This is a genomic window from Pseudoalteromonas sp. DY56-GL79 (assembly GCF_041414765.1).
GTDB lineage: Bacteria > Pseudomonadota > Gammaproteobacteria > Enterobacterales > Alteromonadaceae > Pseudoalteromonas > Pseudoalteromonas piscicida.
Map to the genome: position 1 here is coordinate 159,087 of NZ_JANHZS010000001.1, position 21,889 is coordinate 180,975.

Annotated in this window: 17 protein-coding genes; 8 read left to right on the forward strand and 9 right to left on the reverse strand. The window is 41.0% G+C overall.

The genetic code is table 11. The features are described 5' to 3' along the window. Window positions 1–61: 61 nt before the first annotated feature. Window positions 62–2,758: a sensor histidine kinase gene (locus NO992_RS00605; protein ID WP_371373459.1), complete on the reverse strand. Its 2,697-nt coding sequence runs from the start codon at window positions 2,756–2,758 to the stop codon at window positions 62–64. A gap of 51 nt (window positions 2,759–2,809) precedes the next feature. After that, on the reverse strand, window positions 2,810–3,337 hold the full coding sequence (locus NO992_RS00610; RefSeq protein WP_253103742.1) for a hypothetical protein: 528 nt from the start codon (window positions 3,335–3,337) through the stop codon (window positions 2,810–2,812). A 645-nt stretch (window positions 3,338–3,982) separates the two neighbouring features. Here NO992_RS00610 and NO992_RS00615 point away from each other — a divergent pair. Beyond that, complete coding sequence (locus tag NO992_RS00615) at window positions 3,983–5,191, forward strand: tyrosine-type recombinase/integrase (protein WP_371373462.1); 1,209 nt, start codon at window positions 3,983–3,985, stop codon at window positions 5,189–5,191. A 69-nt stretch (window positions 5,192–5,260) separates the two neighbouring features. Here NO992_RS00615 and NO992_RS00620 read toward each other — a convergent pair whose 3' ends face one another. Further along, on the reverse strand, window positions 5,261–6,814 hold the full coding sequence (locus NO992_RS00620) for a methyl-accepting chemotaxis protein (RefSeq protein ID WP_371373465.1): 1,554 nt from the start codon (window positions 6,812–6,814) through the stop codon (window positions 5,261–5,263). A gap of 236 nt (window positions 6,815–7,050) precedes the next feature. Between NO992_RS00620 and hemH the strand changes: the two genes are divergently transcribed. Continuing rightward, window positions 7,051–8,070, forward strand: coding sequence for a ferrochelatase (gene hemH / locus NO992_RS00625; RefSeq protein WP_371373467.1), 1,020 nt, complete (start codon window positions 7,051–7,053; stop codon window positions 8,068–8,070). A gap of 56 nt (window positions 8,071–8,126) precedes the next feature. On the opposite strand, the gene NO992_RS00630 is transcribed toward hemH, so the two are convergent. The 3 genes from NO992_RS00630 to NO992_RS00640 all read right to left on the reverse strand — a co-directional run bounded on the left by NO992_RS00630 (window position 8,127) and on the right by NO992_RS00640 (window position 13,934). After that, window positions 8,127–10,673, reverse strand: a complete 2,547-nt coding sequence (locus NO992_RS00630; RefSeq protein ID WP_371373470.1) for a putative bifunctional diguanylate cyclase/phosphodiesterase — start codon at window positions 10,671–10,673, stop codon at window positions 8,127–8,129. Between the two features lie 174 nt (window positions 10,674–10,847). After that, on the reverse strand, window positions 10,848–12,251 hold the full coding sequence (locus NO992_RS00635) for a YfcC family protein (protein ID WP_371373473.1): 1,404 nt from the start codon (window positions 12,249–12,251) through the stop codon (window positions 10,848–10,850). Between the two features lie 93 nt (window positions 12,252–12,344). Continuing rightward, window positions 12,345–13,934: a sensor domain-containing diguanylate cyclase gene (locus tag NO992_RS00640; RefSeq protein WP_371373476.1), complete on the reverse strand. Its 1,590-nt coding sequence runs from the start codon at window positions 13,932–13,934 to the stop codon at window positions 12,345–12,347. 230 nt (window positions 13,935–14,164) lie between these two features. Between NO992_RS00640 and NO992_RS00645 the strand changes: the two genes are divergently transcribed. Then, the gene (locus NO992_RS00645; RefSeq protein ID WP_017216777.1) at window positions 14,165–14,344 is read left to right on the forward strand and encodes a hypothetical protein; all 180 of its coding nucleotides are present in this window, start codon (window positions 14,165–14,167) and stop codon (window positions 14,342–14,344) included. A gap of 66 nt (window positions 14,345–14,410) precedes the next feature. On the opposite strand, the gene NO992_RS00650 is transcribed toward NO992_RS00645, so the two are convergent. After that, window positions 14,411–15,595 (reverse strand): ectonucleotide pyrophosphatase/phosphodiesterase, encoded by a 1,185-nt coding sequence (locus NO992_RS00650; protein ID WP_010605405.1) that lies wholly within the window; start codon window positions 15,593–15,595, stop codon window positions 14,411–14,413. Between the two features lie 249 nt (window positions 15,596–15,844). On the opposite strand from NO992_RS00650, the gene NO992_RS00655 reads away from it, so the two are divergent. The 3 genes from NO992_RS00655 to NO992_RS00665 are packed head-to-tail and all read left to right on the forward strand — an operon-like array spanning window position 15,845 to window position 18,743. Continuing rightward, on the forward strand, window positions 15,845–16,390 hold the full coding sequence (locus tag NO992_RS00655) for a GbsR/MarR family transcriptional regulator (RefSeq protein ID WP_010605404.1): 546 nt from the start codon (window positions 15,845–15,847) through the stop codon (window positions 16,388–16,390). Window positions 16,391–16,405: 15 nt separating this feature from the next. Then, window positions 16,406–17,752: a cytochrome ubiquinol oxidase subunit I gene (locus NO992_RS00660; RefSeq protein ID WP_010605403.1), complete on the forward strand. Its 1,347-nt coding sequence runs from the start codon at window positions 16,406–16,408 to the stop codon at window positions 17,750–17,752. Continuing rightward, window positions 17,745–18,743 (forward strand): cytochrome d ubiquinol oxidase subunit II, encoded by a 999-nt coding sequence (locus tag NO992_RS00665; protein ID WP_010372949.1) that lies wholly within the window; start codon window positions 17,745–17,747, stop codon window positions 18,741–18,743. The genes NO992_RS00660 and NO992_RS00665 overlap by 8 nt, the downstream gene beginning before the upstream one ends. Window positions 18,744–18,939: 196 nt before the next feature. On the opposite strand, the gene NO992_RS00670 is transcribed toward NO992_RS00665, so the two are convergent. Together NO992_RS00670 and NO992_RS00675 are read right to left on the reverse strand one after the other, a co-directional pair. Then, entirely contained in the window at window positions 18,940–19,956 is a 1,017-nt protein-coding gene (locus NO992_RS00670; RefSeq protein WP_010605402.1) for a lytic transglycosylase domain-containing protein, read from the reverse strand. Continuing rightward, window positions 19,953–20,234, reverse strand: a complete 282-nt coding sequence (locus NO992_RS00675) for a YcgL domain-containing protein (RefSeq protein WP_010372955.1) — start codon at window positions 20,232–20,234, stop codon at window positions 19,953–19,955. Before NO992_RS00675 ends, NO992_RS00670 begins: the two co-directional genes overlap by 4 nt. 135 nt (window positions 20,235–20,369) lie before the next feature. Between NO992_RS00675 and minC the strand changes: the two genes are divergently transcribed. Both minC and minD read left to right on the forward strand, forming a co-directional pair. Continuing rightward, complete coding sequence (gene minC, locus NO992_RS00680) at window positions 20,370–21,074, forward strand: septum site-determining protein MinC (protein ID WP_010372958.1); 705 nt, start codon at window positions 20,370–20,372, stop codon at window positions 21,072–21,074. A 5-nt stretch (window positions 21,075–21,079) separates the two neighbouring features. Beyond that, window positions 21,080–21,889 (forward strand): septum site-determining protein MinD, encoded by an 810-nt coding sequence (gene minD / locus NO992_RS00685; RefSeq protein WP_010372960.1) that lies wholly within the window; start codon window positions 21,080–21,082, stop codon window positions 21,887–21,889.

The window sequence follows — 21,889 nt, forward strand, 5'->3', positions numbered from 1 at the left end:
GATGCTTTGATATTTCCAAGAAATATAAAATTTGTAAGATAAAAAGATATTGCTAGGGTGTCTAATCCTGCATTCTCTCTAAAACCTCTTTTTGAATTTCTTCTTTACTCGGCCTGCCAATTTCTAAAAGAGGAAACACAAAGTGAATAGCAGTTCCTTTTTTTGAGCTTTTAATACTCAACTTGGCTTTATAGCTTTTCGCAATTTGTTTTATGGTATAGATCCCTAATCCGAAATGAAGTCGTGAATAAAGCGCCATTCCCTTACCATTATCAGAAATCATGACATGAATTTGATCTTGTTGTTTACTAATGGACAGGCTGAGTTGTGTTGCTTTTGAATGTTTAAGCGAATTATCAACACAATGGTAGGTTACGCTGTAAATGTCCTTTTCCAACTGTTTTTTAAGTTGTGTCTCACCAATGGAAATATTGAAGTCGAGATCCATATCACTCATATATGAACAATGAGCCTGCAACATACTGATAGCAACGCTCAGTTTTTCTTTGCCAAGTGCCGCATGACCTCTTGCCAATGGTTCGAGCTTCAAAAGTGCTTGGTCGAGTTTGTCTAAACCTTCTGAAATCGTAATGTCATTACCGCCACACAACTTTTTAGCCTCGGCAACTTTTAGGACAGCATCACTCAAGTCTTCTTTTTGGTATTGGCGTTGATTATTCCTGAAAACTTTATGAAAACTCTGCACCCAAATATATATATACACAGAAATCGCTATCACTAGGATAAAGACTAAAGCAGCATACATTGAAATAGCTAAAGGTGTTGAATACCATGGCGCAGCCACGTTAAAAGTCAGCGCCGTAACGTCACTGTAGCGTCCCTTATTCTCAACCCTAAATAAAATATCGTATCCTCCTGGTTTTAGATTGCTAAGTTGCAATCCTGCGGCTAACAATTTTTGCCATCCAGTATCGTTTATGTTTGCTTCAAACGAGTTGACATGCTGATCTACAAAATTGTAGTCACTAATCGTTATTTCAATAGCTGGATGCTGACTAACCAGTTCAGAAAACTCCAAATAGGTTTTACCATCCAGAGTGACACTTGTTACCTTTGGAGCAGAAAGATCGACAGACGGTGCCGTTGTGAGCTCAAATATAAAGTCTGAACTGGCAGCATAAAGCTTGTCGCCCAGAACCTTAAGGCTTCCGATAGTGAAAGAGTGTGCCTTTGTACCTGGTACCAATTTTGTGTGATCTGCACCTCTTTCTAAAATGTGGACACCATTGTTGGTCGCTAAATACAAATTGTCATTAAACTCCACGAATTCCTTTACAAAACTTGGTGAGCTTAACTTTTGCCAAACTCCACTATTGGGTTTAAACCAGACACCTTTTCCATAAGTCGCTGCAAATAGGCCTTCCTCTGTGACATAGCTATCAGTGACAACTACACCATCTTCAAATAGACTGCGCGTCCAGTCTTGTGTATCAACAACCAACAAACCTTGTTTGGTGCTTGCATAGATATAATTACCACTATGATTTATGTCTAAGACTTCCAGGCTAGGAAGCAACTGCCTAAGTTTTTTGTCTACTATTAATTCCAAGTTTGAGTTAACTTCGACAACTCCATAGCCATTTGTAGCGATATGCAATGTGTTATCAATCACTGAGAAATTAAGCACATAATCATCATGAACTTTTGTTATTTTCTTACCCGCTAACTCAACGAAATAGGTGCCCATATCGGTTCCTATCGCAAGACCGCGATTGAAGAGTTGAAAAGCCGTAACCTCAAATGCTTGAGCTGATATCTGGCTATTTAACCAAGCTAATGGTTCAACACTATTTCTGCCAGCCTTTTGAAATATACCTTTGGTAGTACCAATCCACAATTCTCCTGCAACGCCTTCAAGTACATTATATTTAGACCCTAAAGACAACTCCGAAGACTTAAGACCAACTTCGATAGGCTCGAATGTGTTTAGGCCTAAACCCCACACCCTATTTTTGCCATCCACATGTAGTTTGCTGTAGTTCTTTTTCTTGGTGTTAATGCCTGTTCTTGTAATATTTAGGTCTGTGAGCGTAACTTCATTAACGCTTTCGTTATCTGTAAAATAGATAAAATAGGGAGCTGCAAATACGATATTATCAGCATTGTCTATTTCCATATTAGAGATAAGCTGCTGCTGTAGGGTAGAGTAGTAACTCATCCTATTATTAGCAAAATAAACAACGCCATGCGGTGTTGCCGCTAAATTGCCATTATCGATGCTTAGTGCTTCAACGGTTTTTATTACGCCATCTTGTATTAAAAAAACACCTTCTGTTGTCATCAAATAGGCTAAATTTGCAAACGCGTCAATGTCTAAAACTCTGCTTGAGCTACTGTATATTGTGCTGACTACTCCTGACTCAATATCAATCCTTTTAACATCATATCTTCCTAGAGTGAAAAGCGAAGAGTTTGTTAACGCTAGTTTTGTCGCCTCCACAGAAGCTATTTTTTTCGATTCTAGACTCGTTAGATTCGTGATCCAAACGTCACCATTAGAATACAAAGAAAACAATGTTTTATGTTGCAGTTTGATATCACGAACTAAGCCTCTGGGTAATCCAGCAGCTTTGCTTAAAGGAAGAAAATGACGGCCATCGTATCTATATACCCCATTGTGTGAGGACAAATAAAAGTTGTCGTTTGAGTCATGAACAACACCATTTAAATGTTCAAATTGGAACGCTTGTAACTGCAACGAAAAAGCAGCTAGGAATAAAAGTACGAAGAAACGCATGAGACAATCCATTAATTAAATGCGGCCAACCACAAGAGCTGGCCTTACTTCCTAGTTGACCTCGTATGCATTGTGATCTCTTACGCCACAACCCGCTACGACAACAGGCAAATCGACTTTAGTATCATCAACTACCGTTTCATCAACCATATTACGCTTCATTGTAACACTCTTTAAGCTTTTGTTAAGTTTTTGATTGCCACTTTGTGACTTTGTCCAATTAAATTGTTTTTCGCGCTCTGCTAGCACAAACAAATAGGTGGGTTTACGAGGATCAGTTTCATTCTTTTTGTTATTCCAAGAATGCATTACTGCTTCGCCAGCTTCAACACCATATAAATGTGTGTAAGCAGCCGCTAATAACTGAGCGCCAGAATCACTCATCACCATCAGCGCCGTATTCTTATAGTCGCTACCACAATCGAATGACACGTCTACATTTAACGTAGAACCATCAGGCAACAGCAGATCTGCATTCATCCTAGAAACTCGAGCACGATCCTCTAGTGGAGTTAGGGCGTTAGCCGCACTAATACAAAACATAGTTGCAGCGATTGGAAGTAGTATCTTTTTAAACATAGAGATTTCCTTTTAGTCATAAAATATGCGTTCCTTCATCAACAGTTCCAACCATTACGTCATTGAGTTATATCTAGGTACTTTCTCCTACAATAATGGTAAGGATTGTTTATGTCTTAGAAGGCCACGCTCAGGTGAACAGATCTTGCCTTAAAATACAATTTTGCAAGACCGCATCAACCATCTTATTTGCAGCTAAAATATCTTCAACTACAAAAATACTGTGAGCTCAATATTTAGAGATCTTCTCTTTACTATTGTTGACTTGTAGAACACTAACTGTAAATACTTAGTTAAGAAATAATTCTTTATTTTATAATATCTATCCAAAGTAAACGATGCCTTTTGCTATTAATTATTACGACGACTAAAAAAGTTACTTGCTATTATGGAGATACAACATTAGCGGTGATCTGAACAACTGCATGATTGGTGATATTAACACCCAAGCTTCTGCTGTAATGCGACGTAGAAATTAGAATAGGGGGCCTGAATATTTGAAAAATAAAGAAAAACCTACAGGATGAGGAATTTTAGCCCTCATAATTTAACATAACGTAAATTATAGGCTTGTTTATACAGTATTGCATAACAGGTATCTACATCACTATAATATGTCCAATACTAACCAATATCGGACTTACCATGATTTTACCACTGGTTGACACCTTAAAGCAGCTTAGGTATCAAATCGCCCATCTTGAAGATGATACGCTTGCGCATGAGTATCCTGAACTGACAAAGTTCTTGGCTAGTCATGGTAAATCACTACCGGTACATAGCGAGCTACAGTTCTTATTTCAGTTTTTGTATGTTTACGGTCGTAAGTCTGAAGCAACTTTTAACCGCTTTCGTAATGAGCTTGAGCGCTTTTATTTATGGTCGTGGCTGGTTGCTGAGAAGTCAGTGTTTGAGCTAAAACGCGAAGACATCGAGGCGTATGTAGATTTTGTGGTAGAGCCAGATAAAGCATGGACGCAAACTTCTGTACAGTGGCGTTATAAGCAAAACCAAGGAATCCGTCAGGTTAACGAAAATTGGCGACCCTTTGTTCTCAAAGAAAATGGTGCTAGCCAGCAAACGTTGGCCGCGATGTTTACCGCGCTGAATGTGTTTTACAAGTTTGCTATTTTAGAAGAAAAGTCGTTCGCTAATTTTGTTCCGGTGGTTAAGAAAAATAGCCCGTATTTAGTTGTTCAATCGCAAATCAATCTTCCTGATACGCTGAGTGATTTGCAATGGGAATATGTTTTTGGTGTAACTCGTGATTTAAGTGAACAGCAACCAGACCTTGAACGGAATCTCTTTGTATTAGCTTGTTTAAAGGGTTTGTATTTACGTATTTCAGAGCTGTCAGACCGCCCTCATTGGTCACCGGTAATGAGCCACTTTTGGCAAGATCAAGATGACTTTTGGTACCTAAGAATTATGGGTAAAGGCAATAAGCTAAGGGATGTAACGCTTAGCGAAGACTTCATCAGCTATTTAAAGCGTTATCGGCAGTACCGAGGATTAAGCGCCCTGCCTCGCGTTGATGAACCCTACCCAATTGTTCATAAACTAAGGGGTCAAGGCGGTATGAACGTTCGTCAATTACGCCGTATTGTTCAGCAAAGTTTTGACTTAGCAGTGGCTAAACTAAAGGAAGATGGCTTTACGGAAGAGTCAGAGCAACTCGAAGCCGCAACTTCACACTGGCTAAGGCATACAGGTGCAACACATGATGCACAACACCGCCCGCTAAAACATCTATCTGAAGATTTAGGTCACGCCAAAATCGCGACAACCGATCAAATTTATATTCAAACCAATATTAAAGAACGCGCCAAATCGGGCTTAAAACGGAAGTTATAAATATAAGAAAAAAGGACATTCGAGAATGTCCTTTTGAATCTTCAATGAATAAGTGCACGACGCTAAAACTCACTTACGCTTAAAACGAACAATCAATTCGTGCATTTCTTTTGCGGTAGATTCTAAATCTTTACTTTCTTGATGCACTTTGTCTGCGCTATCTAGGCTGTTGTTTGCAAGCTGGGCAATATTCACCACCTGCTGATTAATGTCATCAGACACGGCTGCTTGTTGCTCAACCGAAGTCGCAATTTGCATCGACATATCACTAATTTGGATAACAGCTTGGGTGATTTGCTGTAGCATATCGGTGCTTTGATTCAGCTGCTCAATACCATGGAGCGATTCTTCTTGGCCTTGCTGAGCAATATCTACTGACGCTTGTGTGCTGCTGGTTAGCTCTTCAATAATTGCATGGATCTCTTTCGTCGACTCTTGAGTACGCTGTGCTAGATGTCTAACTTCATCAGCAACTACTGCGAAGCCCCTACCTTGCTCACCAGCTCGCGCAGCTTCAATTGCTGCATTTAGTGCTAGCAAATTAGTTTGCTCAGCGATTTGTTCAATAATCTGTGCGGCAGCAGCAATTTTATCAGTTTGCTTAGAGACGCCTTCAACAGAATTGCGGATGTCGGCAATGGTATTACTTAAATCACCAAAAGCAATTTTGGTTTTATTAGCGATCTGTTCTGTTTGAGAAGTCAAATCAAGGGAGTTCTGAGCATCTTTAGCACTCAATTGCACGCTGTTAGAGACATCGTTGATGGTTGTTGTCATTTCATTCATGGCAGTGGCAACAAGCTCAGTCTCAGTTTGCTGCTTTTGTAAATCGGCATAAGTTGCTCGCGCTTCTTTACTCGCTGTATGCGCTCCTTTTGACACGTTTTGCGCCGCATGTTCAACACGCGTAAGAATTGTATCTAGGTGTGCCCTTTCACTCTTTAAACGAACTTGGATTGATGCCATGGTGCCATCCCAAGTCGAATAAACTTGCTCAGATATCTCATCGCAAAAACTGTGCGCCAACTCAGATTCTAGTCGTCTCAGCTGTTCTTTATCGCGCCAAGTTGCATAGGCTGAATATGCCAGCATATTGGCCATTAACCAAAAAAAGCCTGCAGATTCTGAAGCAAAATACCAAAGTGCCAGTGACGAGACGATGTTAAATACTGGCCAAACGAAACGTAATTTGGGAAGACTGAAACTGCTTCCTTTATTAGTATTTACGTTTGTATAAAGTTGACTTGCCCGTTCAACCGTCGCTCTATCTGGGCAGCTTCTAACCGACTCATAGCCAATGATTTTGCCATTTTCTGTTATTGGCGTTACATAGGCATCGACCCAGTAGTGATCACCATTTTTACAGCGGTTTTTTACGATCCCCATCCATGGCTTACCTGTTTTAAGCTGCGTCCACATGGTTTGAAAAGCCACAGGTGGCATATCTGGATGTCGTACTATATTATGAGGTTGACCAACTAACTCATCACGGGAAAATCCACTAACATCGATAAACGCTTGATTGCAGTCAACAATATTACCTTTCAGATCAGTGACAGAGATGAGTTTTACTTCGCGAGAAAAGGTTTTTTCTCTTTGGGTTACTGGGTGGTTGGTTCTCATTAGACATGTCCAAAACTAACAAAAAATTGATTTTCCCTTAAAGATTTGCAGGAAAATACGCCCTCAATCCATGAATAGCAATAGAGAAGGGATTAATTAACGATAATTACAACTATAGTGTGAGTTAATTTTAGGCGTAAATTGATTTATGCCAGTTTAGATCGAAATTAGGCTTACTACCGTATAGCCTTTCTTGTAAAATAATCCTATTAAAATGATAATCTAAGGAGCGTTAGGTGTCTCGCTTTTCAGCCATAACAGATAATCCCCATGAAGGCCGATTTAATTCCAAAACGGGTATTCTTATTACAAATTTAGGTAGCCCAGATGCACCAACGGCTAAAGCACTTAGAGTTTATCTCGCGGAGTTTCTCTCCGATCCCCGTATTGTCGAAATTCCAAGACTAATTTGGTTAATGATTTTGCATGGCATAATTTTACGTGTTCGCCCTAAAAAGTCAGCACATGCCTATCAATCAATTTGGACCGATGAAGGCTCCCCTTTGATAACCATTAGTCGAGCGCAAACTGATAAAATAGAGAAGCAATTACGCAGTGAAGGTTTTGAAGACATCGAAGTTGAGCTTGCCATGCGCTATGGCAACCCGTCAATTGAATCAGGGCTTGAGAAGTTAAGAGAAAAAGGCATCACACGAATTATCATTGTGCCGCTATATCCTCAATATTCCAGCGCGACAACAGGTTCAACCTTTGATCAGATCTCAAAGGTGCTAAGAGGGTGGCGCTGGGTACCAGAGCTGCATTTTATTAATGGCTATCACAAACACCCGCTTTATATTGAATCTTTAGCTAATTCTATTAGAGAAGATCTTGAGGCAAATGGAGAGCCGGATAAATTGGTATTTTCATATCATGGCACACCAAAGCTATTTTTAGATAGAGGCGACCCGTATCACTGTTTTTGTCAGCAAACGACTCGCTTAGTCGTTGAAAAACTTAATCTTGATAAAGAAAAAGTGATGACGACCTTCCAAAGTCGTTTTGGTAAAGCTGAATGGTTGCAACCTTATACGGACAAAACACTCGAGAGTTTTCCGAGTCAAGGTATTAAAAATGTCGCTATTTTAAGCCCTGCTTTTAGTGCCGATTGCTTAGAAACGCTCGAAGAGTTAGAAGTTGAAAACCGTGAGGTATTTGAGTCTGCTGGCGGTGAAAAGTATCGCTATATTCCAGCACTAAACGGCCGTGATGATCACATTAAAGCGATCACAGCGCTGATAAAACCACTGTTGTAATAAAGGCGCAGAAACAATCTGCTATTTCTGAGGTGTGATATCAAAATATCACACCTTTATTTTTCTAATGCACTTTGTGTTTGTTCAGCAAAAGCGTCTGTTGTGAGTAACTCAAGACAGGAATCTATTGGTTTTGCGGGACTGTAAAAGAATCCTTGAATGTGATGACAACCGAGCTCTCGTAATTTTTCGAGTTGAGTAAACTGCTCTACCCCTTCGGCTATCACACCAATTCCCAACTTATCACTGAGCTTAATGAGGCAGTCAATCATTACTTGTTTGTTGTAATCAGACATTAGGCTGTCGACAAAGCTCTTGTCTATTTTTAGGTAATCCACCTGATTTTCTATCAAGTTACTTAATGATGAATAGCCAGTACAAAAATCGTCAAGCGAAACCTTGATCCCATGCTCCCTCAGTTGATTAAGCGTTTTCCAAGTATAGCGATTTGTAGCAAGCGATTCGGTAACTTCAATGGTAATTGCTTCATACGGGATCTTGGCTTTTTCAATGGCAGAGGTGATTAGCTTCACCTGATTAATACTGGCTTTAAACTCACTAACAGAACGGTTAATAGAGATCCCAACCTCTGTAAAACCAGCTTGGTGGATTTTTGCTAAGTCTTGGCAGCTACGCTCAAGCACAAACTGTCCAACTAAATGAATAAGACCAAATTCTTCAGCGATAGGAATAAAAGTGCCAGGCGAAACCATGCCGTACTCATCGTCAAACCATCGCACTAGGGCTTCAAACTTTGTGATGTGGTTGGTATCAGCATTAACGATTGGTTGATAATAAACGGTAAGCGCTCCTTCTTTCAGTGCTTGTTTTAACTTGTCTTTAAGCTTTATTTTATTTAAATAGGCATTTTGAATTGCCGCATTGTGTAAGGCTACCTGTCCGCGCTCGGTCTTTTTCACGCTATTAAGTGCATGTGCTGCGTTTCTGAGTAAATTTGCTGCGGTGATCCGAGAGCCTGCTTCAAGCTGTGCAATGCCTGTAGAACAAGTGACTTCTATGGTAATTTCATTAAATACATAAGGCTGAGAAAGTTTCTGTGAGAGCTTTTGAGCAATCTTTAGCGCGCTTTCCACATCGCTGCGCGTAAGTAGTAACGCAAACTCGTCACCACCGTACCTTGCGATAATATCATTTTGGCGAACCGCATTTTTCAATCGTTTAGCTACAGAAATAAGTACCTTATCGCCAATCTCCGGACCAAAGACATCGTTGACTTCCTTGAACCTATCCAAGCCAATAAAAAGCAGTGAGCAACTGGTATTGTTACTTCTAGAACCCGATATTTGTTCTTCTAAGCGCTGCATAAAGCTACGGCGATTTAACAGCGCAGTTAATGGTTCATGGTTAGCGTAGAAGGTAAGTTGGGATTCATTACGCTTCCATTCGGTAATATCTCTAAAAATGCCGACGTAGTTAACGACTTTACCTTGCTCATCCTTCACCACGCTAAGTGTTAATTCTTCAGGATAAATCTGACCGTTCTTGCGACGGTTGTGGATCTCTCCTTTCCAGTGACCAACCGTACTCAACGATGCCCACATGGCTTCATAGAATGATTTATCTTGCTTACCAGATGATAGCACCGCAGGGTCTTGGCCTAATAATTCGTAGCCGGTATAACCCGTTAGTCGCTCAAAAGCACGATTCACCATAATGATTTTATTTTCATTGTTAGTGATCATGATGGCTTCTGTTGCATGCTCGAACACAACATTAGTGAGTTCGAGCTGTTTATTTAGCGATGAAATATAGCTAATATCTTGAATGGTCGCAGTGAATTCAAGCTCATCGCTATGCTGCTCATCAGACTCTACTTGACCAATAATTCTTAATAACCCGTAGTGTTCAGTGCGAGAGGCCAACGAAACTTGTAAATCAACATGCCGAGTTCCACTTAGTCTGACTTTCTCTAAAGCTATCCGCAGTCGCTCACTATCTTCTATCGTAAGTTTATCTAGTAATAATGATAGAGAAAGAGAATCAGTTTTTGTCTTAAGTAGATGATTAAGATGAGAGGAAAAGTAGTGTTTGTTCTGTTTAAGTTGCCACGTCCAAGTGCATAAGTCCGCTATTTGCTCGCCTTTTGCAAGTTGTTTGAGCAAAATTCCTTGTTTGGTCAATTCTAAATTATGGCTTAGCTCCGTTGAGATCAGGTGTCCTAACTCTTGAAACCATAGTTTTTCTTCTAGGCTGACTTGTTTTTCTTTATTAAACAAACAGACCATGATTCCAATGGGTGTATGATCTAATGCTCGCAAGGTTAAACCAAGATAACCTTCTATGCTTAAAACGCGAAGGATCTCATCCTCTTCATAAAGTTGCTGTAAACCACTTGTGACGCAACATACATCATTGCTTGCTTTAGCATCAAAACAAGGTGTCCCTTCAAGGTCATAAATAATATTATCGACTTCTTTACCATTCGCGAGGTACATCACGGTCTTTACGCGCTTATCGTTATCGATAAACTTACCCACAAAACAATGATCCGCATCAAATCGTTCATACAACTGTTTCAATGCGAATTGATATCGCTGATTAGTAGATGTTAAATTGTAAAAATGGCTAAACGTTAAATTCATAGAAGTCTGTATGGCTCATTCCCGACCAAGATTTTTGTTTAATAAATAATAATAGCTTATTAAACTACATAGAATATAAATACAGATCAATAAATTTGCTTTGTGTTGAGAAATTGAGTCTAGTAAAGGCGAGATAGCGCCGATTGACGCTATCTAAGAAGAAAATTTGTTTATCTACAGTTGCGGTTGTACGTCCAAACCATAACCAAACATCACAGCGAGTATCAGTACAGTTGCCGCAGCGACCATGAGTTTAGCCATCAACGGCATACAAAATCTAAACCAATGTGTATAAGGAACGCCGGCCATGCCGAGTATCCCCATTAATACCGCATTTGTTGGCACTATCATATTTGAGAAGCCATCACCAAACTGATACGCAAGTACCGCAACCTGTCTTGGTACACCAACTAAGTCGCCCACAGGCACCATCAATGGCATAGTCACATATGCCTGACCTGAGCCCGACGGAATAAACATATTTAAAAGCGTTTGGATAAGTAACATACCAACGGCCGAAACTTCTGCAGCGACATAAGAAAGAGGAGTTGAAAGTCCATGCACAATCGTGTGAAGGATTTGACCATCTTCAAGAATAAGGGCAATACCACGAGCTACGCCAATAAGCACGGCAGTAGTGACCAAGTCTGAAACCCCTTCAATAAAACGGTTTGCAGCTTCGTCTGCTGAAAGTTTACCAAGAATTGAAATCACGACACCCCATGCGATAAATAAACCACCTAGCTCGTATAAATACCACCCCTGAGTGGCAATTCCCCAAACTGCACAAACAAGCGTCACAATAAAAGTAAGCAAAATAGTTCTATGACGACCGTTAAGCTGCGGATAGCTAGGTGCGGCCTGACCCGCCAGTGGGCAAGGCACGTCTTTCATCATAGAGTGCTCAGGGTTTTGTTGTACCTTTTTGGTGTAACTCCATACATGATGAAAGCCAATCAGTACAAATGGAACAAAAATAGCAAATCTTAACCATATACCCGAATAGACTGGTACTTCAGCAATTTGCTGGGCAATTAATACCGTAAATGGGTTGAATGCCGAGACACCGTAACCAATACCATAGCCGGCAATGATCATACCAACAGCGGTCATGGCATCCAGCTTCATTGCTTTACAGAGTGCAACTAAAATCAGCACAAACGGGATGTATTCGCCTGCTGTACCAATAGCGCTTGACGCGATTGCAAAACAGAACACTACCATAAAAATGAGTTTTTGTGGTTTATCGCCATTTTTCTCAAGTAAACGACCGATCAACGCATCAACGGTGCCTGTTGCACGTGCGATTGCGAGTACACCACCAACAATCATAACGAAAAAGATTACGTCTTGCGCAGCAGCAAACGCACGAGGAATAGCTTTTAGCAGATCCCAAGGTGTAAGATGAACAGACTCTTCTGCAATATGGTAGGTACCAGCAAGCACAACCTGCCTGCCAGAGTCAGTAGTTGCAGTATCAAAAAAGCCTTGTGGAATAATCCAAGTCGACAGTAATGCAATTAGCATCATACCTAGTAGCAGGACTAGTGTATGAGGAACTTTCAATGTTTTTGCCATGGAAAGTACAGCTCCAAATTTGGTAACGGTAAAATTGCAACGCATCTTACCGATATTCGGAGCAAATTTCACTTTTTAATATCAAATTTCCAATTATGCTACATTGTGATTGGCTAAAACGGCATGTTCAACACGGTTCCTGCCGTTTGCTTTCGCCTGATATAGACTTCTGTCTGCAAGTTTAAGTGCATGATGCAAATCCTCAGAGCACAGCGGCCAGTGAGAGATACCAAGTGAAATCGTAATATGCCCAGCTTCACCAAACTCAGTTTCAGCGGTACATGCACGCAAGCGTTCTGCAATTATGTCTGCTTTATCAATGTCTACATATGGCAAAAACATTAAAAACTCTTCTCCACCGCTACGACATAAGTGATCTTGTTCACGTGCATTAGTGCGCATCAGCTCGGCGAGTTTTCTGATTACTACATCACCAACATCGTGGCCGTAAGTATCATTCACATGTTTGAAGTGATCGATATCGAGCGCAATAATGCTAAACGGAGTTTGCTGCTCATAGGCAGTCTCCAGCCACTTTTCCATTCCTCGTCTATTGAATAAATGAGTCAGCTGATCTTGCTTTCTTTCATCGTCAAAGCGTTGGATCTGTGCTCCTAAGTTCTTAACACTACTGTGCATTGCCTGATAAAGCCACGCGGCTTCATAATACCATGTGGATACATGTGGAAAGTCGATGTTTCTGCCATCTTCCACTTGCTCTGATAACTTAGCTAATCGCCATAATGGCTTAGCAATTAAGGTTCCGAGTCCAAGCACACAAATTAACAAAAATACAGTAAATGGAATGGTAGTTTTGAGTACGTGCCGCATGGTGTTCGATAATTGTGACATCGTGACCTCTAATGGCCGTTGTGCCACGACCCCCCAACCACTCGTCGCTACGGAAGCATACCCAGCTAGCATTGCTACCCCTTGGGTATTGACGATTTGGGCGGAACCTGAAGTTTTGCTGAGTAATGATTCAACAACCTCATTTTTGGTGACGTCTTGCCCAATACGATGATCGTCATGATGATAAATGAGTTTACCGTTGGGGCCGGTAACATAAATATAGGTTTTGTCCTTATGATGGTGGTTAGCAAGAAGCCGACCTAAGATATTATCTCCTTTTAGATAAATCCCAGCTGCGATAAAGCCGACAAATTTACCTTCTCTATCAAACATTGGGTGTGTTGGGCTCACCATCAAATTTCCGGCGGGAGAGATAAATGGCCCTACAATGAAAGGTGCCTGTTTACGAAGTGGCGATGTTTCGGCTTCATTTATAAGCGTAGTCCCAACAACACCGAGTGAACTGGGTTGAGCACCGACAATTTCTCCATCGGCGTTGACTAGCACGATTGAATCAAAACTATGAGTTCGAGTAAGCATTTGCTTAAGTTCGTTATTGACCAACTCTGGGTTATCTAGCTCCGAGGCGATAGTTTCGCTCGACGCTTTTAATTGCATCAAAACTGATTGTAAAAAGAGATCAGTAACATCCGCGAGCTTAGTTGCATAAGCGCGATTTGCCTCCAAGGTATCTTTTACCATCACTTGCTTTTGAACTTGGTAGCTTGAGAACAGAGCGTTTAGCAACGAAGTAAATACGCATAATGTGGCAAGAATGAGTATGAGCTTTTTGAGGTCTAACCAATGTTTTGCTTTATTTATTTGTACCACTAAGAATTCTCTTTAATGTACTTCCATGACATTTTAGCTATTCGTTTGAATGAAACAGTTAATCTATATCAAACTTCTGGTCAGACCAATAACGAATAAGAACGTCCACATTCTGTGTGCCCGTATTATAACCACATGGTTAAAAATATTTAGTTTTTTGAACGGATTATTGGTATTGTCTCAGCTATCAGGTGTAAAATAATCTGAACATAAATACAGCGAAGTTCTTAATGAAGAAAAAGACTACCAATCCACTAGTTGGCCACTTTACACTTGCTTGCCTTGCGCTTGCGGCGATATGGATGTTCGTATCTGATAAAGATGCATTGCTTGTCCTTAATTCCTTGGTTCTTGTCTATATTGTATTTGCTTTAGCAAAACGGTTGATGAAATCTTCCAATAAAAAGTAACTTACTCTACTCACCTAGTTCAGAGCTAAGTTACGCATTAGCCCTGAACATCATAAATAGTTTGTTTTACTGCCTAACCAGCTTTAATAGGTTTTCCCCCCTACTATCAAGCTCATTAAGTGGTTTAAGCCCCATAATGTGTGTAAGTGTTGGGTAAACTTCTAAATTGCTAGCTTGTTCTATCGTTACACCCGATTTAAAGGCAGGGCCACTTGCGACAAAAAATGCGGCCATATCAGGTGTCACCTCATACCCATGCGTACCATAATAGCCTTGCTTGCCTTTTTGCATAAAGACAATAGGCGCTTTTGCTTGCAGGATAATGTCACCGATACGAGAAGACTCACCGCCATTTAATTGCAGTTTTCGCTCACGATTTAATACTTTATAACGACCATTCGCTTTTTTACGTAACTGCTGTATAAGCGTCTCTGTTTCAAGGACTTTATCACCTAACGCATAAAGTGACACCCTCGTTCCGCTATTTTTTATCGTCCAATCTTCAGGTATATCTAGCTCTTCGAGGATCACGGCTTTGCTTGGCTCTACGCTTGCCATACCGTGGTCAGAAACGAGTACTAAGTTCACTTTAATTTTGTCCCTTTTCAAAACAGCGACAAAATCTCCAATTAAGCCATCAACAAATTGTACTGCTTCTCTCGTTTTTTCATGATCTGGTCCGTATTCATGACCCATGGTATCCACTAGAGAAAAGTAGCTGGCGACAAACAATGGTTTTTCGCTTTTTGGTAATTTTAGCCAGTTGTGTATTTCATTTAGACGGTTCTTATAATCAGCTTGTTTTGAATAGTGATAGTAATAGTCAGGCGTCATACCATTGATTCTAGCGTCTGATTCAGGCCAGAAATACGCGGCAGACTTATACCCGTGCATTTTTACAAGATTCCATAACGGAATACCACTTATCCACGAGCTATCCACTTTACCCATTCCCATCTTATAACACTCTTCACGCTTCTTATCACAAAAGTAATTATCGACAATGCCATGATTGATTGGTTTTAAACCCGTAACAATAGATAAGTGATTCGGAAATGTCTTAGTCGGATATTGAGGCCATAGCTTAGTCGCGCGGACGCCCTGCTTCGCAAGATTTGCAATATTCTTTGCATCGTGTTTTTCAATGTAATCCCATCTAAACCCATCAATGGAGATCAATATGGTTGTCGCGCGCTCAGCAAAAGCAGTGCAACTAAAGATAGATAAGGTGAAAAGGAGGATTCTTAACATGTATAAATTCCCGTGTCATGTGAGTACCGCTGCAAAAGTAGGAGGCTGTGCAGCATAATCCGTGTGATTGCGGCCGCATTAAATCACAATGATTTGAAATTTATATTGATTTGCGGTCAGTGGATGGCAATTATAGATATTCGGGGAAGGTTAACTTTCACTATGTTGTAGTTGAGCTTAATTAATGCTTGATCTAAGTCAAAGTGACCTTTATATTAAAGTTTCAATAATTACTGAAAGTTTAGAACAATGAACTTATCACCAAAAATAGAAAATTTTGTACTTCATTGCGGCGAAATGGGAAGCCGTTGGGGGTTCAACAGAACTATAGGACAAATGGTTGGTTTGTTGGTTATTAATGAAAAACCATTAACAGCGAACGAAATCGCCGATGCGTTAAAAATTTCACGCGGTAACGTGAGTATGGGAATAAAAGAATTGCAATCTTGGCAACTAGTTAAGGTGCATCATATTCCCGGCGACCGTAAAGAATACTACTCTCCAAACGGCTCTATTTGGGATCTCGCTAACCGCGTATTTGAAGAGAGAAGAAAAAGGGAAATCGACCCAACACTCACTCTACTTCGTGACCAAATCCTAGATAGCGCCAACTCACCTGAAGAAGTGTATGCACAGCAGCAAATGCAATCCATTCATGACCTACTTGAAACCGTCACTAAGTGGTCAGCGGAACTTCAACGCCTATCACCAGAGCAATTGCAATCGTTGATGAAGCTCGGTTCTTCTGTGAGTAAAGTAATAGATTTAAAGGATAAATTATTACGTAAGTCTTAAAGTGCGAGGTGCGTCATGCTTGATACGTTGTTGTTGTCGCGAATACAATTCGCAGCAAATATTAGTTTTCATATTCTCTTTCCCACGATAACCATCGCGTTAGCTTGGTTTCTGGCGTTTTTTAAACTCAAGTATGACCTAACCGAACACCCGGTTTGGTTAAGAGCTTATCGCTTTTGGGTCAAAATTTTTGCATTGACCTTTGCACTTGGTGTCGTAAGCGGCATTACTATGTCGTTTCAGTTTGGTACAAACTGGCCCGGCTTTATGGAGAAAGTCGGCAATATTGCAGGTCCCTTGCTCGGTTATGAAGTATTGACCGCATTTTTTATGGAAGCAACATTTTTAGGGATCATGTTGTTTGGCATGAAGCGCGTACCACCTAAAATACATACTTTAGCCACCTTTATCGTCGCCATAGGTACAACGCTTTCCGCATTTTGGATCCTGTCTTTGAATAGTTGGATGCAAACCCCGACGGGCTTTGAACTTAGAGACGGTATCGTATATCCCACGGACTGGTTTGAAGTTATTTTCAATCCTTCATTCGGTTATCGCTTCTTCCATATGCTACTAGCTAGTGCCCTGACGGCTTCATTTTTGATCGCTGGTGTCAGTGCGTATCGGATGCTGAAAAACGACGAAAAACATGCCCCCAAAAAGGCGCTAACCGTTGCGTTAACAGTTGCGGCTCTGCTTACCCCATTACAGGCTTTTGTCGGCGATTTACACGGCCTAAATACGCTAAAGCATCAACCGCAAAAAATTGCGGCAATGGAGGGGGTTTGGGAAACAGAGAAAGGTGCACCACTATTACTATTCGCAATTCCGAATGAGGAAGAAAAACGTAACGACTTCGCGCTTGGTATTCCTAATATGGCAAGTTTTATTCTTACCCACGACGTTAACGGTGAAATTAAAGGGCTTAATGAATTTGAAGGTGAACACCCACCTGTTAAGCCCGTCTTTTTCGGCTTTAGAATCATGGTTGGGATGGGTATGCTGATGATCTTAGTCACGTTTGTCACTCGTTTTACATTATGGAAAAAAGGCGAGTTACCAAAGTGGCAACTGAAAACGCTTGTTGCGATGACTTTCTCAGGCTGGGTGGCTACCCTCGCAGGCTGGTATGTCACAGAAATTGGCCGCCAACCTTATATCGTCAGTGGTATCTTAAGAGTTGAAGATGCAGTCACAACAATTGCCTCAGAAAACGTCTTATTTACACTCATTGGCTATCTGACGATATACGCAATCTTACTGTACGCTTATATTCGCACTTTGTTCCACACTGCTAGCAAGTCTGTAGAAGTGGAAGAATACGACATGAAGGAATTTGCTGAGGAGGTGACTCGTGTTTAATCCGGAATATCTATCTCTCATCTATGCAGGTTTAATGGCACTCGCAGTGCTTGTTTATGCAATATTAGATGGTTACGACCTTGGCGTTGGCATGATGATCCCGCTGGACGATAAAGAAACAGCGGACACAATGATAGCCTCTATCGGTCCATTTTGGGATGCTAATGAAACGTGGTTAGTTTTAGCTGTAGGCCTCGCATTTATCGCATTTCCTCAAGCCCATAGCATGATCTTGCAGGCACTCTACATTCCTGTTGTGTTTTTACTCTTTGGCTTAATTATGCGTGGTGTCGCTTTTGATTTCAGAGCAAAAGCGAGAGTTAAACGCCAAAGGCGCTGGGACAAAGTATTTAAATTTGGGTCGCTACTCACCTCGTTTGCGCAAGGGTATATGCTGGGGCTTTATGTCATAGGCTTTGAAAATACCCCTCTTGCCCATGCATTTGCGGTCTTTAGTGGAATTGGCGTTGTCTGCGCGTATGGCTTGATTGGTTCAGCATGGCTAATTATGAAGTGTGAAGGGCAATTGCAGCAAGATGCGATTAGCTGGTGCAAAAAATTTGCGAGAGTAGCCTTTGTTGGGGTGTTGCTCGTTTCTATCATCAACCCAGCGATTAATGAGTGGATCTATGAGCGTTGGTTTGACCTCCCGATGGCCTTAGTCGTATTACCAGCCCCGATTATTTGCTTGTCGCTCTTTGTAATTTTAGAACTTGTGTTACAGAAACTACCAAAGTCGCCGGATAATGGTGCTTGGTTACCGTTCCTGATTTCAGCATTTATCTTTGTGCTTTGCTTCTTCGGCTTAGTTTATAGCTTTTACCCATTCGTAGTGCCAGGCAAGCTAACCATCTTCGAAGCGGTCGCTGACGCATCAGCTCTTACTTTCTTATTATATGGCGTAGTCATTGTGGTGCCGACCTTAATTGCATATACGCTATTTTCGTACCGAGTCTTTTGGGGCAAGGTTCAACCTTTGTCCTACTATTGACACTTGCATACATTAGCCCAACCAAAAGGCAGCGAGTTGGACGCTGCCTTTTTTATTGCATTAAGAATAATACTCGCCTCTGCTATATGTCTTTTTTGTTTACTGCAAATTTAATGGCGGCGTAGCAAGCTATATCCTTTAATAAATAGGCATAAAAAAGCCCGTTGCTAGAACGGGCTAAGTCAGACTTTCGCGGCTAAATCTTTGGATAACCTATTCTGTCAGATAAATACCCAACGCTCGAAGCAAAATAATAAGACCTATTCCAATTCATCAAAGCCTTGTAATTATCATAAGCTAGATACATACGGCCATTGGCGTCATCTGGCATCACTAAAGCGGCTGTGATATTCACTTTTGGCAAGTCAGTGCCATCCATCCTACGAAGACCAAGCGCTTGCCACTCCTGCAATGAACGCTCTGATTTACTCCACTCTTTTAACCATTCGCTGTGCGTTTTAGTACCACGCTTTAAAATGTAGCTATTGTCAAAACCTTCAGGTAGCTTAACTTGGCGACCCCAAGTGAGATCGTCGTTCCAGCCCACACTTTTCAGGTAATTGGCTATTGACGCAAAAGCATCTTCTTGTGTCGTCCAAATGTCCTTACGACCATCTTTATTATAATCGACAGCATAAGACGTAAATGAAGTTGGCATAAACTGAGTTTGACCCATTGCTCCTGCCCACGATCCTTTGAAATCATCCAGACCGATGTGACCATCTCTTAAAATATCCAGCGCAGCCCACAACTGTCTTTTATACAAAGCTTCTCGACGACCATCAAAAGCAAGCGTCACTAACGCACTAATGACTGGATAGCCGCCTTGAATACGACCAAAGTTACTTTCAAGGCCCCACAGGGCAACAATAAACCGTGCCTGTACGCCATATTCTTTTGCTATTTTTTCTAAAGATTCTTGGTGTTCTTTGTAGAGTTTGCGGGCCTGTTGGATTTTCCATTCAGGGACGCGCTTGGGTAAATAAGTTTCTAGTGTTTCGACAATTTCTGGCTGGGACTTATCAGCCTTAATCACCTTTTCCTTAAATACTGCTGTTGCAAAAGCCTCATCAACTAATTGTTGTGTATAGCCCTTGTCAATCGCTTCTTGTTTTAAGTTTTTGAGGTATTCATCAAACTTCGCTTGAGTGTTAGCAAAGACTGATGTGGACAAGCAAACTGAGGCCACTAGTAGGGAAATTTTTTTTATCACGAATCTGTTACTCCGTTTTGCTTTCTAAATTCATCGAGCAAGCTTTCTGTATGCGGTGGAAGTTGCAAGTAAAACCCATCGTCAGTTAATTTTTGCTTAACCGTTTCAAGATCAGCAATTCCCAATTTTGTTCTTCTCGCAAGGTCAATAATCATGACATAGATAGGAGTGCCGAAAGTTTCCATTAACGGTGCAGGGACATTGGAAAAATCATCTCTTTTAGTTACAAAAAGATAGGTATCCGCTTTTTTTGGACTTTTGTATATGGCAGTGAGCATTATAAGCCTATAAATTCTTGCTAATCATGGGCGGTCACTATACCATGCTATTAGTAAGTTGTGGAAAGTTTTACTACGCGCTAAAGTCAGCTAGATAAGGCTTTAGCGGCGGTTGTAACAGAAATTTGAGTACATATGGCAAATCAAACATTCGAACTAAAAGGAAATCTATTTACACTCTCTGTGCTGCAGTTGTTTTCTTTAGATCTGACCAAGTTAAGGCAAGATCTTGATAGCAAAATTTCGCAAGCGCCTAAATTTTTTCAAGGTGCACCAATTGTAGTTAATTTAGCTGATGTTCAGGAGCAAACTGTAGAATTCAAAGAGTTAAAGCAAACATTGGTCGATTTACAGCTCAATCCAGTGGGTGTGTGTAGCGGTACTCAAAGTCAGCACGACTTAGCCAAAGAAGCCGGGTTTTCTGTACTAAACTATTCAAGGGATGTGCAACCGAGTACCCCATCACAATCTCAAGCAGCTGAAGTAGTAGAAAAACAAGTTTATCTTCCTGCTCAAATTGTGAACGGAACGGTACGTAGTGGTCAGCAAATTTATGCTAAAGACCGTGATCTGATCGTGCTAGGTGCTGTAAGTCATGGTGCAGAAGTTATCGCCGATGGTAACGTGCACATTTACGGTACTTTACGTGGTCGTGCAATCGCAGGTGCGCAAGGCCAAGAGGACACGAGTATATTCTGTCAGCGCTTAGAAGCTGAGCTAGTGTCTATAAACGGGAGTTATTGGATCAGTGATTCGCTGCAAGGTGAACACTGGGGTCAAGCTGCTCAAATAACACAACAAGACGAATCATTAAAAATTACAGCTTTGGTCAAAGGATAAATCAGATGGCAAAAATTATTGTCGTAACTTCAGGTAAAGGCGGTGTTGGTAAGACAACGTCAAGTGCAGCAATTGGTACTGGCTTAGCGCTAAAGGGTTATAAAACAGCCATTGTCGATTTTGATATTGGTCTTAGAAACCTCGACTTAATCATGGGATGCGAGCGTCGCGTTGTTTATGATTTTGTCAACGTTATCAACGGTGAAGCAAATTTAAATCAAGCATTGATTAAAGATAAGCGCGTTGAAAAACTTTATATTCTTCCAGCTTCTCAGACTCGTGATAAAGACGCCCTCACTCGAGAAGGGGTTGAGCGTGTGCTAAATGAGATGAAAGAAGAATTTGATTTCATTATTTGCGACTCACCAGCGGGTATTGAAGCAGGCGCAATGATGGCATTGTACTTCGCTGATGAAGCCGTGGTAGCAACTAACCCTGAAGTTTCATCCGTTCGTGACTCAGACCGCATTTTAGGTATTCTACAAAGCAAGTCGAAGCGCGCTGAAATGGGCCTAGAGCCGGTTAAGGAACACCTATTGCTTACACGTTATAACCCAGAGCGTGTCGATAGCGGTGAAATGTTGTCGGTAGACGATGTTAAAGAAATTCTAGCGATCGACTTACTAGGTGTAATACCTGAATCAAAAGCAGTACTTAATGCGTCGAACTCAGGTCAACCGGTTATCTTAGACCAAGAGTCTGATGCAGGCCAAGCGTATAGCGATGCAATTAACCGCTTATTAGGTGAAGTCGTTGATTTCCGTTTCTTGCAAGTTGAGAAGAAAGGTATCTTCAAACGGATCTTTGGAGGGTAA

What these genes read in the sequence shown, in the direction of transcription:
- NO992_RS00615 (WP_371373462.1), top strand. Translation starts at nt 3,983, where the DNA reads ATGATTTTACCACTGGTTGACACCTTAAAGCAGCTTAGGTATCAAATC.
- NO992_RS00620 (WP_371373465.1), bottom strand. Translation starts at nt 6,814, where the DNA reads ATGAGAACCAACCACCCAGTAACCCAAAGAGAAAAAACCTTTTCTCGC.
- minC (WP_010372958.1), top strand. Translation starts at nt 20,370, where the DNA reads ATGGCAAATCAAACATTCGAACTAAAAGGAAATCTATTTACACTCTCT.
- NO992_RS00650 (WP_010605405.1), bottom strand. Translation starts at nt 15,595, where the DNA reads ATGTTAAGAATCCTCCTTTTCACCTTATCTATCTTTAGTTGCACTGCT.
- NO992_RS00660 (WP_010605403.1), top strand. Translation starts at nt 16,406, where the DNA reads ATGCTTGATACGTTGTTGTTGTCGCGAATACAATTCGCAGCAAATATT.
- NO992_RS00630 (WP_371373470.1), bottom strand. Translation starts at nt 10,673, where the DNA reads ATGAATTTAACGTTTAGCCATTTTTACAATTTAACATCTACTAATCAG.
- NO992_RS00645 (WP_017216777.1), top strand. Translation starts at nt 14,165, where the DNA reads ATGAAGAAAAAGACTACCAATCCACTAGTTGGCCACTTTACACTTGCT.
- NO992_RS00610 (WP_253103742.1), bottom strand. Translation starts at nt 3,337, where the DNA reads ATGTTTAAAAAGATACTACTTCCAATCGCTGCAACTATGTTTTGTATT.
- minD (WP_010372960.1), top strand. Translation starts at nt 21,080, where the DNA reads ATGGCAAAAATTATTGTCGTAACTTCAGGTAAAGGCGGTGTTGGTAAG.
- NO992_RS00675 (WP_010372955.1), bottom strand. Translation starts at nt 20,234, where the DNA reads ATGCTCACTGCCATATACAAAAGTCCAAAAAAAGCGGATACCTATCTT.
- NO992_RS00655 (WP_010605404.1), top strand. Translation starts at nt 15,845, where the DNA reads ATGAACTTATCACCAAAAATAGAAAATTTTGTACTTCATTGCGGCGAA.
- NO992_RS00635 (WP_371373473.1), bottom strand. Translation starts at nt 12,251, where the DNA reads ATGGCAAAAACATTGAAAGTTCCTCATACACTAGTCCTGCTACTAGGT.
- NO992_RS00605 (WP_371373459.1), bottom strand. Translation starts at nt 2,758, where the DNA reads ATGCGTTTCTTCGTACTTTTATTCCTAGCTGCTTTTTCGTTGCAGTTA.